The sequence below is a fragment of the Solibacillus sp. R5-41 genome, from assembly GCF_002736105.1.
Lineage (GTDB): Bacteria > Bacillota > Bacilli > Bacillales_A > Planococcaceae > Solibacillus.
Window position 1 is genome coordinate 2,561,721 of the sequence record NZ_CP024123.1, and the last position, 14,125, is coordinate 2,575,845.

Consider the following 14,125-nt stretch of genomic DNA (forward strand, 5'->3'; position numbering starts at 1 on the left):
AAAGAATCTACAAGTAAGCGAGAACTTAAATTGTAGATAATTGTTAAACAAACTGGTTGAGTTAAATCTGTTAGAGTACATGGCATTCTATTTCACTCCTTTCTAGTTAATATATTAATAGGATATACATTATGGATAAGTTTGATATGGACAAATATAATGAGAACGACAAAAAATATTTGATTGCCTCTCCAAACCCTATAACTAAAAAAGAGAAAAAAGTATGGAATTACGTTTCTTTCACGGCAGGAGTCACTGAAGAAATTATATATAGAGGTTTTTTAATCTTTGCTTTTTCTTACATATTTCCTAATTACTCAGTTTGGTTAATTTTAATTCTTTCTTCATTGTTATTTGGACTAGCATACACTTATCAAGGGTTATCAGATATAGTAAAAACAACGATTGTCGGGTTACTTTTTTCTATGCTTTATATAGGACTAAATTCAATTTTACCAATCATCATCTTTCATTTTTTGATAGACTTAGTAGCAAAACTTGGAGAACCGGAAACCCAAAAATAACATCGGTACGCTTGATTTATTTCAGGCGTATGTATTTTGTGTATTTACAGGATTGATGTATTTGTTCTACGCGATTATCAAATGCATCAATCCTGCTAGTTCAACTAAACTGCCCCGTTAGTTTAAGTGTAACATTTCACACTGGATCACCGAAGCCTACTTGATGTTTTAGACATAAAAATAGACCATCGAAATGATGGTCTTGTTTAACTAAAGCCCCCGTTAGTTGAACAACATCTATTTCTTTAATGACATAAATAAGGAAGGATTTAACTCAACACTTTCAATTACAATAGCAGTTAATCCTTATCTGATTTCGTTTCATGCCATTCATCTTTTTCCCAAAATACAGCATCTCCAGACTGAACTTTAAAATATTCTTCTTTATCATTACGAACATACCCTTCTCCTGTTATTATTACCAAAAGTTGAGGTACTACTGCTTGATGGTACCCTACAACGCCATTTTCTTCTAAGTGCATACATCCTATATTAGTTGCTTTATCTGTTTGAATAACACGAGACATAATAAAATTTGAATTAAATTTTGAAATCCTCTTACCACTATCTTTACTAAATTTATAAACCTCCATTATGTACCCCCAAAGAATTAGTATATATAACACTTATTCAAACACGTTGAACGATAATCCTTTAATTCTTATTAAGCTAAACTGCCCCGTTAGTTTATGTGTAACATTTCACAATGGATCACCGAAGCCTACTTGTTGTTTTAGACATAAAAATAGACAATTGAAATGATGGTCTTGTTTAACTAAACCAGCTAATAGGTTGTCAATATCTTTCTGTAAAAAAGTACTTTTCTTTATGTTATACTTTTTTGGGCATACCAAATAACCCTCCAGATGTATTATGGAAGGTTTTTCATCTAATGGTCAATTTAACGAATCAAGCTAAATCAAGGAAAACTTCTTTTCTCTTTAATAAGGCATATATCCATTGAAGAAGTTTATTAATACAAGCAACTAACGCAACTTTTGAAGGTTTACCATCTGACCGTTTCTTGTCATAAAACTCTTTGAGTTTTTTATTTCTAGAGCTTCTTATTCCACACAAAACAGCTAAGTATAAACTGCGCCTTAGCCTACTGGAACCACGTTTAGTAATCCGATTCGTTGTCGCTGTGAATTTTCCTGAAGAATAAACACTCGGATCAATTCCAGCATAGGCCACCAATTTCTTAGGGTGATTAAACCGATCAATTTCCCCAATTTCAGAAATTATCGTGGCAGCGATTTTTTCACCGATTCCAGGTATTGATTGGATAATCTTATATTCTTCTATTTCACTTGCCAGGGATATCATTTGGCTCTCTAATTCCGAAAGGTGTCCTTGGTAATGAACTACATTACCTTCTGAAAAGGATTTTGATTGGCTGAATCGATCAATTTTCTTGCCTTTTCCCTTGCCCATAGGGCAGAACGACTTGGACAATACTCACGTATACTATTTACCAGTTCCTCCTCGTTATAATCTAGAACTTTCTCCGACGTTGGATATTCTTTCAATATCAACAAAGATACTTTAGAAAAAAGATTTCCAAAGACTTTTTTATATTCAGGGAAAACCTGATCTAAAATAGTATGGAATTGCAGCATAGCTTCCACATACATATTCGTTACAATCTCCTGTTGTCTCGATAGATTACGAAGGTTTAGAAGCTGAATCCCTCTCATTTTATAAGGTTCAAATTCCTCTTTGTAATAGAGAACGCATAATTGATAGGCATCGAAGGCATCAGTCTTTACCTTTCTTAAGCTTGACTTCTTTGCTTGGTAAGAGATGATTGGATTTAACAATATATAAAGTATTTCATTTTCTTCTAAACATTGAATAATCGGTGTATGATAATGACCTGTTGATTCCAAAATGACAACAGGCTTACTCGCTGTTATCGATCTAATCTCTCCTAAAAATCTTATAAACTTGTCTAACTCTTCACGATTATGCTTAATTGAAAAACTTTTCCCATATGGCTTTCCCTTTTCTAAAAAAGCTTGTACTTCACTTTCATCCTTAGCTACATCAATACCCACTACTGGGTTCATTTTTTCTCCCCCTCTAACGTATTCACCAGTAACCCCTATTACCTTCAAGTAGTATTATAGCTTCGCTTGTTATACGAGATCTTAGTCCCAACCAGCCTCAAACATATTTCTACAAGTAGGGGGTGAACAGTTTAATTGACGGGATCAATGTCCCACGCCCCCGTACGTTCTACCCTGGTTACTGATAGCTTAAATCTAAATAAAAAAAGTTCAACCAGAAAGTTCTGGCTGAACTATATAATACGAAGCCCCCGTTAGTTTAAGTACAATTATTCACAAACATTGCTGCTAATTTATATAATCACTGGAATGTTGCGATGGTTAGTTCTAATTTAAACTCGATTATCCCTTTTAAAAATTCTATTTTTACCAAATAGGTCTTAATCTCAATGATAATTTATCTTCATTTTCTTTATTAACAAATGTCGATAAATCTTCTTTTAGCATGTGCATTCTTTCAGTGCCAATGTATTCCATCCAACGTGCCTCAATCTCAGTGAGGATCTTCTCTTTTGCATTTACTACTAACCAACCTCGTTCGGTCAAAACAATAATTTTTCCTCTCTTATCAGTGGGATGTGCTTTACGCATTACATAACCACTTTTCTCAAGATAATCCACCATAGTACTCACAGCTTGCTTGGTAATTCCTAAATATTCGGCTAAATCTATTCCAGTTGCCCCATTGGGAGTGATGCATTTAAACAGAAAGCCATGTATAGGTCTAATATCCTCAAATCCATATTCACTCAATCTGTCATGTAGTTCACTAATTGACGTACTAAAAGATAAGGACAAAAGTGATGTAAGGTCCAACTCATTATCTACAGAATTATTCATATTTTACCTCCGTTATATATAGTCAACTTAGTTGACTATGTATCAAATCTATTGTACCATACTCAAAGTAGTCAACCAAATTGACTATATTTCAATTATAAAAGAAATAAATAGATTTAATTATGGAGGTTTCTCATGGCTAACATCGTTAAAATTAGAGCAAGTGCATTTATTCCAATGGCCTGGACTGAACCTAAAACAGATGCTCAAACAGGAAACGTCATTCAATACGAAGGTGACTCACGTGAATTTACACCATATGCTGTCAACGTTATGCGTTCCAGAGTTGAACAAGAGGTAGTTGTAGATTTTTATAAAAAAGAAATTTTCACATATGCGAATACTGGCATAACAACAGAAAGAATCACAAATTCTGATGGTTCTGTTAATAGTAGAACAGGAAAAGCTAGTACGGAACGTATTTTATGTACAAATATTGAATGGGGAGAGGATGACGTCACATTTCATATGAGTGCTAGTGCTAGCAACCCATTAAATGTATATGCACCTCCTGCTGATTATCTTTTAATTGTACATGTTAAAAAAGATGGTACAGGCGATATACACGGTGAACATGATGGATTCCCTTGTTATGAAATTTATAAGCAAGTAAATTTTGATCCGTTTGAGAAAATTCATATACATGACTTCAGAGAAACTGGTGATACACCTGAAGCTTTAGGTGGAGATATGGAATATAGTTTTAAAAAGATATTGTAAAAACAATCAAAATATAACAACATAAGAGTTAGCAACAGGAGGAAAAATAATGACAACAGTTTTATTTGTAAAAGCAAACAATCGCCCGGCCGCCCAATCGGTGAGTGTGAAATTATATGAGGCTTTTTTAGCAAGTTATAAAGAATCCCATCCAGATGATATCGTGGTAGAACTTGATCTATACAATGAAGAATTGCCATATGTCGGAGTAGATATGATTAACGGTACATTTAAGGCTAGTAGAGGATTTGATTTAACGGTTGAAGAAGCAAACACAGTAGCAGTTGCTGATAAATATTTAGACCAATTCCTTGCTGCTGATAAAATTGTGTTTGGTTTCCCACTATGGAACTTAACAATTCCAGCTGTACTACACACATATATTGATTATTTAAACCGTGCGGGAAAAACATTTAAATATACGCCAGAGGGTCCAGTAGGTCTTATTGGAAATAAGAAAATTGCATTACTAAATGCAAGTGGCGGTGTGTATTCTACGGGACCAGCAGCTGAAATAGAAATGGCTGTTAAATATGTAGCAAGTATGATGGACTTTTTCGGTGTAAAAGATATAGAGAAAGTAGTGATTGAAGGTCACAACCAATTCCCAGATAAAGCAGAAGGAATTATTGCTACTGGGCTTGAAAAAGCTGTTAAAGTAGCAAGTACGTTCTGATTAAAAAAACATAATGGTTGAAACACAATTAAAGCGTGCTTTTCATTATCATCCTATTGAACTGTATTGAACCGGCGATTGGCTGTTTAGTTTCGTTTGAATACGGATATTGTTATAATAAGTAATGTATTCTTCGACAATCTGTATCACACGTGCATTCGTTGTGCGATAGATATCGTCGAGATAGAACGTTTAGACTTTAGCGTGGAATGAAACGATTCGATTGGGGAATTATCAGCTGGCGTGCCTTTGCGGGACATGCTCATGGTAATTCCTTTTTCTTTGGCTGCTTTTTGATAAGCATAGGATGTATAAACGGACCCTTGGTCACTATGCAGAATGCATCCTTCTGGTAGCTTAGGCAATTGATAGAGCGTATCCAACACAAAATCAGTGTCTTGTTTGATACCAGTAGTTTGTGCCACAATTTCTCCATTGTAGACATCGAGAATACTAGAAAGATACATCATCGATTGACCAAAAGGCAAGTACGTAATATCCGTGACTAGCTTCTCCATGGGCTTAGATGCTGTAAAATCACGTGCTAATAAATTCGGTGCAACGTATGCTGGCTGCCCGGTACGCTTCCGTTTCTTCACCTTTACTTTACATTGCCAACCATATTTTTGCATAACACGTTGCACAGTCTTCCTACAAACTCCTGGATACAAATTAGCAATCTTTCTATAACCATATCGAAATTTATTCTGTTTGCACAAGTCACCAATCTGCTGATCTCGAATCTCCTTTTGTGTGGATTGATCCACATCATTTCTCCAACGATAGTATGACGAGCGACCTACGCCTAAATGACGACAGATTTCACCAATTGGCAAAACATCTTTTAATTCTTCAACTAATTGAAGTACTACTTTTGGCGCCACTTCCCTTCCAATTCCGCGTACTTTTTTAAAACTTCAATCTGTTGTTTCAACTCCAAATTCTCTGCCTGTAGCTTGGCTGTCTCGCTTTCAAATTCCGGTCCTTTGCCGAAGGCATATTGTTTACCAACTGGTTGTTTAAGACGGTGCATTTCACCATTTCGATACCAATGCATCCATCGCTTCAACTGCGTATAGTTTCGAATGTCCAATTCTTCCATTACTTCTTTTACCGGTACGTTAGCCAATCGCATTTCAATTGCCTTCATTTTCACTTCTACTGGATAACTGACTCTTGTTCCCATAGAAAAACACCTCCACATTGATTATTTCAGGTTTAAGTCCCCGTTATTCAATGAAAGGTGTTTTTATTTGTCTCATATTATTAGGTCAGTGCCCAACTCAATGATCTTCAAGTAAAGCACCCCGTTAGTTTAAGAAGAACAGTGACTTTTATTAAACAATCGCGCCGATTGATCATTTATAATAAAGTTTGATTAAAAATAACACTTGAATTTGATAAGGGGTCATTTTAATCATTCGAAATCTAAAATAATCAAATTTTATTTTAGAGTTATAATAAAATATCTTTATTGACCAATCGGTACAAAAAGTGTATTCTACTAATGTTATCTTTAAAATGAGAGGAGAATAAGATTGAATAATCGTGGCAGACCCAGAGAGTTTAATTATTCCTCAACTATAGATGTTGCAATGAAAACATTCTGGATAAGAGGATATGAGGGGTGTTCTACGCAAGATTTATGCAATGATACAGGACTTGGAAAAGGAAGTTTATACAATACTTTCGGCAGTAAACATGAACTGTATAAACAAGTATTAGAACGTTACCATGAAATTGGTATTAGGGAACAAAAGAAACTGTTAGATATTCCAATTCCAGTTAAAGAACGATTAAGTAATTTTTTTGAATGGGCATTGAAAGAAGACTTTGAGAATATTGATCAAAAAGGATGTTTATTGATTAATGCCAGTGTAGAACGTGCTAAAAGCGATATAATGGTGCAAGAAATTTTCTCAAAGCATGTTGAGCTTCTTAAACAAGTTATCGAAACAGTGATGGAGGAAGGATTGCAAACAGGTGAAATTTCAAAAAATCAATCAGCTGAAGAATTAGCAAGTCTGCTTATAAGTAGTTATTACGGATTCCGTGTTCTTAATGTATCGATGCAAAATCGAATGTTAGCTCAACAGGTTATCAAAGGAACATTGGAGTCTATTTTTGGCGCTTAGTGCGCTCTTTTTTAGCACTATTTTTGTACCGAACGTTACAATAATATTTTAGGAGTGGTTTTTTGTGCCATCGATTATTTATTTACTAGCTTTAGCAATCTTTTGTATGACTACATCAGAATTTATGGTTGCAGGTATGATGAACGAACTTGCTATTGCATTCCAGGTTTCTGTATCATCTATTGGTTATTTAATAACAGCTTATGCAGGAGCAATGGTGGTAGGAGGGCCCATTTTAACTGCAATTCTCTTACGAATGCGTAGCAAACAAGCACTATTGTTTTTAATGTTTATATTTTTAATTGGTCAATCGCTAGGAGCTATTGCATGGAACTATGATATTATGATGATTTCACGTATTATAACTGGTATTGCTTCAGCTTCAGCTTTTGGAGTTGCGATTTCCTTTTCTACAACATTGGTTCACTCTGATTCAATGGGAAAAGCTGCATCAATTGTACTTGGAGGTTTAATGGTTGCAACTGTATTAGGTTTACCTATAACAACCATTATTTCGCAATATTTTGGTTGGCGTATTAGTTTTTGGGCTGTTTCTGTTCTTGTGCTAGTATCAGGGATTATGATTCAGTTGTTGCTACCATCATTATCAAACAAAGAGCAACTGAACTGGAAAGACGAACTTATGCATTTTAAAAACAGACATCTTTGGGCAGCGTACACAACAAGTATGTTTATTATTGGTGGTACGTTTGCAGCATTTAGTTATTTCACTCCTATTTTTACAAATGTCACAGGCTTTACAAGTGCAAGTATTCCATATTTACTTGCTCTCTATGGTAGCGCGACGGTAGTTGGGAATATAGTGATTGGCAAGTTTGCTGATAAATATACAATGAAAATACTGATGAGCGGATTGATTATATTAATAGTAGCATTGTCTTTATTTGCTTTAGGTGCAGAGAATAAATACATTGCGGTTATTTCGATGATTTTTATTGGTTTAACTGGTGTAGCATTGAATCCTGCAATGGTTGCGAGAGTAATGAAAACAGCTAGTAATGGAACAATGATAAATACCGTTCATAGTTCTTTTATTACTCTGGGTGTTGTTATTGGTTCGTCACTGGGTGGTCTTGGAATCAGTAAAGGATATGGATTTGTATCTCCGTTATGGATTGGATCTTGTTTATCTATCCTTGGGGCAATTTCGTTATTACCATATTTTTACTACAGAAAGACGAATTAAGTGGTTTAATGTTTCTTTATACCTTTTCGCAATTTACTTTTTGATTATGCATTGATAATGATAGTTTTTTGCTAGGTATCTAGTCAACAATCCGATAGCTATATTATTCTTATAAAAAAGTATTTTTTTGTTAGCTTATATTACAAAAAAGATGTAGTGTTTATAAAAAATTGTAATCAAACTTTGTAATAAAAATGAATTAAATTGAAAAACGTAGCCCTCTTATTTTGATCAAACTTTATTTTAAACCAACATCAGACTTGGAATAATGATTGATTAAAATACAGCTATAAATGATGATTCTTATAGAAAATCATAGCCCCTTTTTGAACAAAGATTGTTCAAAAAGGGGCTATTTTTCATATCTGTATAGGTTTTTTATAATAAAGATTGAACATTTCGAAAACCAAATATTCAACTAAGCCCCCGTTAGTTTAAGTACATTTATTCACAAACTTAATTGTTTTACAATGAACAGTCCGTTCACTTATTACAGGAACGCTGCTCCGTGAGTTGAAGAATAACATTCTTTCAGAAAAAAGCCTAAAACAAAAAAACCACCAAATTTTTAATTTGATGGTTTTTGTCTATTTTCTGGACTTTTAGAGTTAAGCCTCCTATAACTAAAACTAGACCAAAAAGTGTATACATAAAGTCATTAATTGTGTATTTTTACATAAAAACTTTTTCATAAAATTCTACAGCTTCTCGATAATTCCCATTAAACGTTAGATACACATCTACTGCCAATTCCAACATTCCTTTGTTATAACTAACAAGTATATTGTAGCATTTGTACATATTATGCCGTCAAATGAGAACACTAATTTACAAAATTATAAAAAGCGTTTGACATTAACTCAAAAATCATGTAAATTACAAAACGGCGAACAATTACAATTAAAATTTAAAAAATATTCGTATTTTAGGAGTGTATATAATGGATAACGTATTTGATTATGAAGATATTCAACTAATTCCCGCAAAATGTATCGTAGAGAGTCGTTCTGATTGTGATACTTCAGTTACCTTAGGTGAGCATACATTTAAACTACCTGTCGTACCTGCAAACATGCAAACCATCATGGATGAAAATATTGCTATGAAACTGGCTGAAAATGGTTACTTTTACATCATGCACCGTTTTAACCCTGAAAAGCGTGCAGATTTCATTAAAACTATGCAAGATCATAGCCTAATCGCTTCAATCAGTGTTGGAGTAAAGGAAGAGGAGTATACTTTTGTAGAAGAGCTTACAGCCGCTAATTTAATACCTGAATTTATCACGATTGATATTGCGCATGGTCACTCAAATGCTGTCATCCGTATGATTCAACACATTAAAAAGTATTTACCAACCAGTTTTGTTATCGCTGGTAATGTTGGTACACCAGAAGCTGTGCGTGAACTTGAAAACGCTGGCGCTGACGCAACGAAAGTCGGTATTGGCCCAGGTAAAGTTTGTATTACAAAAATCAAAACGGGTTTTGGTACAGGCGGTTGGCAGTTAGCAGCACTTCGTTGGTGTGCAAAAGCTGCTACAAAACCAATCATTGCTGACGGTGGTATCCGTACAAATGGTGATATCGCAAAATCAGTACGCTTCGGTGCTTCAATGGTAATGATCGGCTCACTATTTGCTGGTCATGAAGAATCTCCAGGCGAAACGATCGAAGTTGATGGCAAGCTCGTAAAAGAGTATTTCGGGTCTGCCTCAGAATTCCAAAAAGGCGAAAAGAAAAACGTTGAAGGTAAGAAAATGTACGTTGAACACAAAGGTAATTTAAAAGATACACTTACTGAAATGCAACAAGATCTTCAATCATCGATTTCTTACGCAGGTGGTAACAAACTAGACGCAATCCGTAATGTAGACTATGTTATTGTAAAAAACTCAATCTTTAACGGCGATAAAGTATACTAAATTTTGTTTTTTAAAATCCCAACCAAGAATTTGATAAACTTGGTTGGGATTTTATTATTTTTAACTTTAGTTAAGATAATAAAATAAACATCTACTATCTCCTTATAAACTTTATCGTGATACATACTATGTAATCCACAATAAAATTAAGGACGCAAGCATTGATTTCCCTTTGTCTTTCCTTTATATTATCAATTATTTTACTCACTTTGGATACGTGCCATTCCCTTTAAAAAGAAAACAATTGTTCTAGATTTAATGGCTTACTAATATAATCAGAAGTTCCAGCCTCTAGAGATTTATTCTGATCATTTTTCATAGCTTTCGCTGTTAAAGCAATAATTATATCGTAAGTTCCTGGGGTTCTTCGTCTAATGTTCTATATCCACAAAAAGGACAAGTATATTTCATATAATCTCTCCGCCCCTTTTTTAACTAAATTTTATCATACTTCTTATTAAACTAAATGCTCCGTTAGTTTAAGTGTAACATTTCACAATGGATCACCGAAGCCTACATGATGTTTTAGACATAAAAATAGACCATCGAAATGATGGTCTTGTTTAACTAAGCCCCGTTAGTTTAAGTGAATTACTTTACAAACTTTATGTTAAAGTGTTCATTGTAATATAGTTTCATAACTGAAAAATACGTTAATCAAAAGATTAACGCACTAACTCGACTAGATGTGAAGTATCATACTTAAATATTACTTCTTGCTGATTATCTTTTTCTATTTCTACCAAAGTTAAACTTGTTGAAGGGATAGCTGGAGTTGACCATAAATCTTTTAGTTCATTTTTTTTCAAAGTAATCCATTAGTAGTTTAAGTGCAATAGAATGTGTAACTATAAGTACATTATCAAATGGATGTTGTTTTACTATTTTATTCACCATACCAACCATTCTTTCTTGGACTTTTAAAAACGGCTCTACTGATTCATTATAAAACAGGTGAGGAGTTTTCCAAAAAGTCATCCACTCTTCTGGATTTCCTTTTCGTTATCTTCCGAAGTCTTGCCTTCCCATTTGCCAAAAGAAATTTCTCTTAAATCGTCATATTTAAGACTTCGAGGTTTCTTTCTGCGTTTGCTATTTCTGCTGTTTGGACAGCCCTTTTACTTGTACTTGAATAAATAGCACTTAATGTTACATTAGATAATCTTTCCGATAACTGACTTGCTTGTTTTATTCCATTGTCTGTCAGTGGAGAATCCTTCCACCCCTGCATAAGTTTTTTTGTGTTCCACACCGTCTCTCCGTGTCTTGTTAAATATAAATATGTACTCATTATTTCCCCCCTATATTCGAATAAAAAAATTTAAACTCTACTCCCCAACTACATCATTAAAACTCTTCTTTTAAGATAGAGTACATTTTTAAATCTCGATGTTTCCCTTTTACAAATATATACCTTTTCTAATTATCCCTTCAAAAGACATTCCTGCTTTTTCCATTACTCGTGCTGAACCGATATTTTCTACATCACACCTTGCTTGAATACGAACTAAATCCATTTCCTTCAACTACACCCATCTTTCATGAATAAATTTCATTATAGTTCGCGGAATAATAGAAGCACACCCATTCTCTAGGTATGCTCATTCAGCTATGTTTCAATCGGTTCTTTTATTTGATTTTTTTCTAATTTAATTCTTTCTTTATCGTGGAATTGTTTTTTACCCAGTAAAATAGTTAACACAATATTCGTAACGATGAAATATATAAAACTACCAAAGGTCATCAGTATAAGCATGACTATCTCTAAATTCAATTCAACCTCTGTTATACTCGTGAGACCTGTGCCAAAGATATACCAGTAATAACCATAAATGGTAGTATAACGACCAATATACTTAAACATAACGCAATGATATTGACCACTATAATCAAAGTTTTCCATAATTTTACGTTATTTATCGTTTTTTTTGATAAAAAAACAATATTAATTATATATAAAAGTGTCACTAAGATAAAAGGTAATATAAATTTTAATAGGAACATTAACATACTAAGCACCTCGCTGTGTGAAATAATCGATCAGCTTTTCCTCACTTTTCATTATTTAATGACAAAGATGCTTATTAAACAATAGCGCCCGATTGTTGGGTAACTTATGGAATTTCTTTATGTTTTTTAGCATTGCCAGCATATCCACTTTGTTCAACTTTATCTTCGACGGTTAATTGATAATAATAAATTGCTTCGGGTTCATCAGCAAAGACAACCTTGACACTATATCCAGAAGCTGAAAAATCCGAACTTTTAGCTTTCTTTATAGATTCAATTTCTAGTATTTCACCCTCTGAAAGGTCCTTTTCTTGAATTAAATATTCTTTAACTTTCTCTTCTGTATATGTAATAAGTTGTGGATCACTTTCGGGTTCTGAAGTATTGAGAGAATATATGATAGAGAACATTAACCCAATTACAATTAAAATAATTACTCCACTGATTTTATAACCTTTGTTCAAAAAAATCCTCCTCATTTTCACCTTAATACTGCTGTATTCTTAATTAAGAAACACCATAAGTGTAATTTTACACTTATGGTGTCATTTGTCAACTCTGTATCTGACCTCTTAGCTAAAATGGTACAATCCTTTTTCAAGAATTGCGCCCGATTGTTGAAGTTCGTTTTTTAACTAAAATCCCTAAAGGAAACCCCAAGTAATGTTGTTTTCACAGCATTTCTTGGGGTTTTGTGTCTTCCCAAACATTCATTTGGGAACATTTATTAGATTTATTTTGTATAAATTTATAAACTCATTGTTTCATTATAGCTCTTGTTACTATGATTTTTGAAAGTTATTTCTTAATTTATCTGCAACATAAACTAACTTTACCTTTAAGTCTTCAAACCAAGCTGGAGTATCATTAAGCTCTCCACAATCTAAAGAATTTAATAATCGAGCAAACTTATATAAGTTTGCGTATCTTTGGTTTAGGTGGTTTAAGGTTAAATACAAAATAAATCCCACCTACTAACACAACTACAGCTAATAAAGAAATTAATACCTTTTTCATACACTCCCCTCCTTATTGTTTCTAAAGACACCTTATTCCACTAAACTGCCTCGTTAGTTCAATAAGAAAAAGCTACCCTAAAGGCAGCATTGCCCTGCTAAAGCACCTGTTTGTTGAAGAAGAGAGTTAAAATTATTGTGTTATCTGTTCAATTATTTTGCCGTCTGAAGACAAACCTGTAATAGTAGAGCCTATAAGTTCTTCCCCGTTAGTAACTAAAAACCACAACTTCTCGTCATTGTTATATTCGATTAGTTTGGCTTTAAACTCGTTTCCACCATTAGTTTTAACGTTCACTTCTTCTATTTGAGGGTCAAGTATCTTCCCTCTGATTAAATCGGTATAATCTGAAAAATGAAATTCTAAGTTTGAAAAACCCCAATCTAATTTATATCCATGAGAAAGTTCACCCGTGGAACTACTAACAAGTTTCCATCCAAGTAGGTTTTTCTTAAAAAGAGCACTTCCAAAATAGAGATTTTCTTGATTACCCCATTCATAAAAAGCAATTGCTTGATTGTTATCCAAAAATTCAATATGAGCAATGTTCGTCATGGGTTGATTTAATGAGTTCATAGTCTTTTTAATTTCTTGTACATCATCTTTTAATGCTAATTTCATAAAATAAATCCCTATTAAAATCGCAGTTATAGATAAGATAATTTTTAATTTCTTTGACATAGAAACTATCCCCCCAACAAAAAGCATACCTCGAGTACCAATTGTATGTTTCATTTACCTACATATTCTTCTTCAACTAAACTGCTCCGTTAGTTCAAAAAGAAAAAGCGACCCTAAAGGCAGCCTTATTCTGCTAAAGCCCCCGTTAGTTTAAGTACATCTCTTCACGATCTTTATAGCGCAATTATTGTAAATATCCAAATAAAAAAATCATCTCACCCTAAGAAATCTTTAGAGAAGAGATGATTTTATTCAGACTTTATTACAAACTATCTATCTTAATTATAAATCATCATTCTTTTTTATAAAGCTACATTATTCT

11 protein-coding genes and 4 pseudogenes are annotated in these 14,125 nt (G+C 33.5%); 6 read left to right on the forward strand and 9 right to left on the reverse strand.

Annotation, left to right across the window (positions count from 1 at the left end; translation table 11 throughout):
- Positions 1-131 precede the first annotated feature (131 nt).
- Positions 132-524 carry a CPBP family intramembrane glutamic endopeptidase gene (locus CSE16_RS12560; RefSeq protein ID WP_099424219.1) on the forward strand — a complete coding sequence of 131 codons (393 nt, stop codon included), beginning with the start codon at positions 132-134 and terminating at the stop codon, positions 522-524.
- A 237-nt stretch (positions 525-761) separates the two neighbouring features.
- Here the strand turns inward: CSE16_RS12560 and CSE16_RS12565 are convergent.
- The 3 genes and pseudogenes from CSE16_RS12565 to CSE16_RS12575 all read right to left on the reverse strand — a co-directional run bounded on the left by CSE16_RS12565 (position 762) and on the right by CSE16_RS12575 (position 3,433).
- Positions 762-1,117 (reverse strand): annotated as a pseudogene (locus CSE16_RS12565) (cupin domain-containing protein).
- Between the two features lie 316 nt (positions 1,118-1,433).
- Positions 1,434-2,593 (reverse strand): annotated as a pseudogene (locus tag CSE16_RS12570) (IS110 family transposase).
- 366 nt (positions 2,594-2,959) lie between these two features.
- A complete protein-coding gene (locus CSE16_RS12575) occupies positions 2,960-3,433 on the reverse strand; it encodes a MarR family winged helix-turn-helix transcriptional regulator (RefSeq protein WP_099424220.1) in 474 nt (157 codons plus the stop codon).
- Positions 3,434-3,568: 135 nt separating this feature from the next.
- Between CSE16_RS12575 and CSE16_RS12580 the strand changes: the two genes are divergently transcribed.
- The gene (locus CSE16_RS12580) at positions 3,569-4,153 is read left to right on the forward strand and encodes a DUF3238 domain-containing protein (RefSeq protein ID WP_099424221.1); all 585 of its coding nucleotides are present in this window, start codon (positions 3,569-3,571) and stop codon (positions 4,151-4,153) included.
- A 49-nt stretch (positions 4,154-4,202) separates the two neighbouring features.
- Positions 4,203-4,829 carry an FMN-dependent NADH-azoreductase gene (locus CSE16_RS12585; protein WP_099424222.1) on the forward strand — a complete coding sequence of 209 codons (627 nt, stop codon included), beginning with the start codon at positions 4,203-4,205 and terminating at the stop codon, positions 4,827-4,829.
- 48 nt (positions 4,830-4,877) lie between these two features.
- Here CSE16_RS12585 and CSE16_RS12590 read toward each other — a convergent pair.
- Positions 4,878-6,015 (reverse strand): annotated as a pseudogene (locus tag CSE16_RS12590) (IS3 family transposase).
- Between the two features lie 352 nt (positions 6,016-6,367).
- On the opposite strand from CSE16_RS12590, the gene CSE16_RS12595 reads away from it, so the two are divergent.
- The 3 genes from CSE16_RS12595 (at position 6,368) to guaC (ending at position 10,095) form a co-directional block, all read left to right on the forward strand.
- The gene (locus CSE16_RS12595) at positions 6,368-6,964 is read left to right on the forward strand and encodes a TetR/AcrR family transcriptional regulator (protein ID WP_099424223.1); all 597 of its coding nucleotides are present in this window, start codon (positions 6,368-6,370) and stop codon (positions 6,962-6,964) included.
- Positions 6,965-7,028: 64 nt separating this feature from the next.
- Complete coding sequence (locus CSE16_RS12600; RefSeq protein WP_099424224.1) at positions 7,029-8,171, forward strand: MFS transporter; 1,143 nt, start codon at positions 7,029-7,031, stop codon at positions 8,169-8,171.
- A gap of 940 nt (positions 8,172-9,111) precedes the next feature.
- Positions 9,112-10,095, forward strand: coding sequence for a GMP reductase (gene guaC / locus CSE16_RS12610; RefSeq protein ID WP_099424225.1), 984 nt, complete (start codon positions 9,112-9,114; stop codon positions 10,093-10,095).
- Positions 10,096-10,890: 795 nt separating this feature from the next.
- Here the strand turns inward: guaC and CSE16_RS21915 are convergent.
- The 5 genes and pseudogenes from CSE16_RS21915 to CSE16_RS12645 all read right to left on the reverse strand — a co-directional run bounded on the left by CSE16_RS21915 (position 10,891) and on the right by CSE16_RS12645 (position 13,803).
- Positions 10,891-11,073, reverse strand: coding sequence for a histidine phosphatase family protein (locus tag CSE16_RS21915; protein ID WP_253896080.1), 183 nt, complete (start codon positions 11,071-11,073; stop codon positions 10,891-10,893).
- A 70-nt stretch (positions 11,074-11,143) separates the two neighbouring features.
- The gene (locus tag CSE16_RS21920; RefSeq protein WP_253896081.1) at positions 11,144-11,386 is read right to left on the reverse strand and encodes a histidine phosphatase family protein; all 243 of its coding nucleotides are present in this window, start codon (positions 11,384-11,386) and stop codon (positions 11,144-11,146) included.
- Positions 11,387-11,442: 56 nt separating this feature from the next.
- Positions 11,443-11,615, reverse strand: a pseudogene (locus CSE16_RS12625) (GNAT family N-acetyltransferase); the annotation flags it as partial.
- 594 nt (positions 11,616-12,209) lie between these two features.
- Positions 12,210-12,569: a DUF3139 domain-containing protein gene (locus CSE16_RS12635; RefSeq protein WP_157764815.1), complete on the reverse strand. Its 360-nt coding sequence runs from the start codon at positions 12,567-12,569 to the stop codon at positions 12,210-12,212.
- 685 nt (positions 12,570-13,254) lie between these two features.
- Positions 13,255-13,803 carry a hypothetical protein gene (locus CSE16_RS12645; protein WP_099424228.1) on the reverse strand — a complete coding sequence of 183 codons (549 nt, stop codon included), beginning with the start codon at positions 13,801-13,803 and terminating at the stop codon, positions 13,255-13,257.
- Positions 13,804-14,125: the final 322 nt, after the last annotated feature.

Excerpts from the sequence above, each read along its gene's own strand:
- CSE16_RS12645 (WP_099424228.1), bottom strand. The coding sequence starts at position 13,803 with ATGTCAAAGAAATTAAAAATTATCTTATCTATAACTGCGATTTTAATA.
- CSE16_RS12560 (WP_099424219.1), top strand. The coding sequence starts at position 132 with ATGGATAAGTTTGATATGGACAAATATAATGAGAACGACAAAAAATAT.
- CSE16_RS12580 (WP_099424221.1), top strand. The coding sequence starts at position 3,569 with ATGGCTAACATCGTTAAAATTAGAGCAAGTGCATTTATTCCAATGGCC.
- CSE16_RS21920 (WP_253896081.1), bottom strand. The coding sequence starts at position 11,386 with ATGAGTACATATTTATATTTAACAAGACACGGAGAGACGGTGTGGAAC.
- CSE16_RS12575 (WP_099424220.1), bottom strand. The coding sequence starts at position 3,433 with ATGAATAATTCTGTAGATAATGAGTTGGACCTTACATCACTTTTGTCC.
- guaC (WP_099424225.1), top strand. The coding sequence starts at position 9,112 with ATGGATAACGTATTTGATTATGAAGATATTCAACTAATTCCCGCAAAA.
- CSE16_RS12585 (WP_099424222.1), top strand. The coding sequence starts at position 4,203 with ATGACAACAGTTTTATTTGTAAAAGCAAACAATCGCCCGGCCGCCCAA.
- CSE16_RS21915 (WP_253896080.1), bottom strand. The coding sequence starts at position 11,073 with ATGACTTTTTGGAAAACTCCTCACCTGTTTTATAATGAATCAGTAGAG.